At 55.5% G+C, this 3,503-nt stretch carries 3 protein-coding genes; all 3 read right to left on the bottom strand.

Annotated features, from left to right (window positions below; all coding sequences use genetic code 11):
* Positions 1 to 110: 110 nt before the first annotated feature.
* The 3 genes from Q1W26_RS11845 to Q1W26_RS11835 all read right to left on the bottom strand — a co-directional run bounded on the left by Q1W26_RS11845 (position 111) and on the right by Q1W26_RS11835 (position 3,420).
* The gene (locus tag Q1W26_RS11845) at positions 111 to 962 is read right to left on the bottom strand and encodes a hypothetical protein (RefSeq protein ID WP_300440181.1); all 852 of its coding nucleotides are present in this window, start codon (positions 960 to 962) and stop codon (positions 111 to 113) included.
* Positions 963 to 1,134: 172 nt separating this feature from the next.
* Positions 1,135 to 2,076 carry a glycosyltransferase family 2 protein gene (locus tag Q1W26_RS11840; protein WP_300440178.1) on the bottom strand — a complete coding sequence of 314 codons (942 nt, stop codon included), beginning with the start codon at positions 2,074 to 2,076 and terminating at the stop codon, positions 1,135 to 1,137.
* 120 nt (positions 2,077 to 2,196) lie between these two features.
* On the bottom strand, positions 2,197 to 3,420 hold the full coding sequence (locus Q1W26_RS11835; protein WP_300440175.1) for a hypothetical protein: 1,224 nt from the start codon (positions 3,418 to 3,420) through the stop codon (positions 2,197 to 2,199).
* Between the last annotated feature and the right edge of the window lie 83 nt (positions 3,421 to 3,503).

Below are 3,503 nucleotides of genomic sequence, written 5' to 3'. Positions count from 1 at the left end.
CGCTACACCTCCCTGAGCGGGTGCCTTGAGCAAGCAAGGCATTTTGACCCCCGGCCCCCCCTCGCCGGGGGTTTTTTATGTGCGGCCGGCGCGCAGCCCAAGCCTGAAGATCAAACGAGTGGATGAGATTGTTCGGCGAGAAATTGCCTTGCGGCATCGGCCGCTTCAAACTTCATGTGTTTGCCCACCAGGGATTTCTTGAGAAAAGGAAACCCCGCCTCCAGCAACTGAAACGGCCTCGCCAATGTCGGATCGATCACCTTTTCGGCGTCGGCATACCAGTAAGAGCCAACGGACATGCTTCTCGAGGCAACCCGCGCCAGACGCGTCTCCTGGCAAAGGATGACCGCATCCGCGTGATTGAGCGACACAAAGGGAAACAACACCGGACGAAGCCTGGCAACGCGCTGCGCGGTTACGTCGGCAATCGAAAAAGCGTAACTCTGAATATGATTCTCGATCTGGGAGGACGCGGTGAAGCCGGTCAAATCCCAAGGCGCATCGAAAATTTTCTCGCGCAGTTCCCGGAACGGGCCAAAAACAGAATCATTCAGAAAGAACACCCGTGCGTGCGGGGATTGTCTCGAAATGACGTTGAGAGCCAGTGTATAGGCAGAAAAATCGTAGCCCCGCAATTGCTTCCAATATAAGGCATCAGAATAACGTCGCAATTCATCAGGCACATCCGACACTTCGTTAGCAGCGCACACCACGAATACATTCAGATTCATGTCGCGCAGCCGCCCCAGCGTAAATCGATGGGCCGCAGTCAGCCGGCCATCCGGCAGATAGGCGAAATAAACAGCCCAGTCAGTCTTTGGCCCGAGCGGGATCAACTCCGAAAACTGCGGTTGCCGACAGATCCGGCCATACAGACTGCTCAGCCTTTGTCGATAACGCCAACGCGGGACTGGACTCGCTACGAAATCCCACTTGTACTCCAGATCGTCAGTACTCAGCATTTATCTGTCTTACACCCATAAAAAAGCACAAAGCCTGAATAAAATCGAAACGCTCATTCAGGCCGCGGCGCGCATCAAGGCGACGGGTTCAGGACCCATGCTGCAGGGCCTGTCATTCAGGCGGATGGATTTCATACGCAATGACTCCCGCGTGCGCCAGGCCAGGTCGACACTATCGATTTTCTCTCGTACTCACCGCGGAGACCGAATCGTTCGATGTCCCCTCAAGGAGCCGCCAGCCCACGTAGCGTCGCCAAAAGGCCTGGATCGGCTGGTTGATCCTGGTATAGGTTTTGTGAAAATAATCGGTATACCAAAAGTGCCGGTCGACATTGACCGCCAGAAGCGTACCCAGCATTTTTGCGCTACGGGGTATCTTCGCCTTCTGGAGCAGCCAGCGACTCATCTCAAAAAACGGCAGCAATCGCGAAATGGTTGTGGTGGAATCAGCACGCACCAGCAGCAGATAGTTGGCACCAGGCGTCTGGTCCCGAACCATGAGCACGCGCGGTATCTCGGCATGGCCGCCAAAGCGTAGCGTAGCCGCGCAAAAAGCCAGATCGTAGGCATGGAATGAGGTCAGCGGAAAAGAGCGCTGTCCCGCCTCGGTACGAAACACGCCGTACATCCGGCTGTTGTCGCCCGGCGCCGCCAGATAGCGCCGGATATTGTCCTCGACATCACCGGTTAACGGAAAGGTTGCGTTGGAAAGGCCGGTCGACTTGCCTTCCATTTCGAACTCTATGCGCGGCGTCGCCAGCACGATATCCGGATTCGCATCAAGCACTTCGATGCAGCTGCGTACAAAATCCGGGTGCCAGCGATCGTCACCTGCCGCCCACATGAAATATTCCGTCTTGGCACTACGCAACAGAAAACCGAAGTTCTGATACTTCAGATTTTTCGGCTGGCGGATATATTCAATTCGGCTGTCCTGGCTTGCAAGCTCCAGGCACACCGCCTGGGTGTCGTCAGGCGAGTTGTCATCCGAAATCAGTATCTTGAAGTCGCCATAAGTTTGCGCCAGAAGCGTTTCGACCGAAGTGCGCAGCGTAAGGGCGTTTTTATAGGCAGGGATGCCTATCGTGAGTCGCGTAGGGCAACTTGAGTTCATTCTGGGTGCATCCGTCGATGGTATGAGTTCAGTTCACGCTGCCTGGCAGAACGCATCCGAACACTTTCATTCAATTTTCCCTGGCTTTACTTCAGCAAGGTCATTTTTTAAAAACTGAAATTAATTCTTGTCGAAAAACAAGGACCGCCAGCACGGAACAAGGCCTGCCGGCATTCTGGATTTACGAATTTCCTGCATGACTCCGGCCTGACGCAGATAGCGGCGGGCGTCCTGATTGTTCACCAGCTTTTCCATGCGGCTTTCCAGTTCTTTCAGGTTCTCGCCCAGCTCGCCAATATCCCCGAAGCGGGTCTCAAGGTCGTCGAATATGGGTGAGCGCAGTGCGATGAGCGGCTTTCCTGCGGCGACCGCGTCCAGCAAGGTGCCACTTGCAGAATATCGATAAAGCTCAGGACTATAGGGCATGCACACGTAGTCGACTGCCTCAAGTGCCGCGCGAAACTCGGCTCGACTGATTTTTTTCCGGCTCGGCTGGCGTGCGAGGCAGGAAAGGTCGAGATCATATCGCTCCGGAGGCAACCAGCCGATTGCGTGAAACTCGATCTTTCCGGGAAAACGCCGCGTCAGACTACGGGCCAGATCAACAAAACTGTCGAAGCCCTTCTTGGTTTCCGCTGCGCCGAGAAAACCAATCCTGACCGGACGCGACGCCTCGGCATCATCAGGGGCCGGCGCGGTGCTTTCTGCAAAGTGCGAACTTCCTTCTGCGGTTGGCAGCGGGTGAGGCAAGGAAACCATCTGTTTCTCAAACTCGGGCGCGACATCGAGCAATGCCTGGCGGATTGAGTCTTCCAGCACGACAAAGCGCGTCATGGCGGGTGCCGCAGCCATTGCCGAGCGCAGTTGGGTCGCGCGAATGAGAGGGTTGCGGGCACGCCAACCCGCAAGTTCGGAGCCATTGCCGTGCAGAACAGCGGCGAATTGCCGAAATGCCCGCGGATATCGCAGGCTGTTGAGACGCAGTGCGTAAAGCGTCGCCGGGGCGATATCGGCAAGAACAAGCTTGCCCTTTCCTTCGCTGCGCCTGAAAACTTGCTCAAGGTTGCGATAATCTGCCTTCAGGCGGGCCATGAACCGGGTTCCCGGAGGCGGAGGCACAATCGGAATGATCTGCGCCTTCTGCCAGATATCCTTCGATACCAGCTCGGAAAGGCCATCAAGGTGGCCTTTTTCGGCCGCGATCACCAGCTTGCAGTCAGGTTCCGCGGCAAATGCGGTTTCTATGATTCCGGCGTTCACCGGAACATGAGAAAGACCATGATTGAACGGATCGACAAAGACAATCATTCCTGAACCTGCTTCAATTTTGCTCACGCTTTTCATTTGGCGCGCTCCGATGCAGCAGCCTCGTGAATTGCCAGAATCCTGGATGAAATCGCAGTCTGCGCGTAAATTTCTTCAATTTT

The organism is Zoogloea sp. (genome assembly GCF_030157465.1).
Lineage (GTDB): Bacteria > Pseudomonadota > Gammaproteobacteria > Burkholderiales > Rhodocyclaceae > Zoogloea.
The sequence above is the reverse complement of the archived record's forward strand: the minus strand, read 5'-3'. Positions and strand labels throughout refer to the sequence as shown.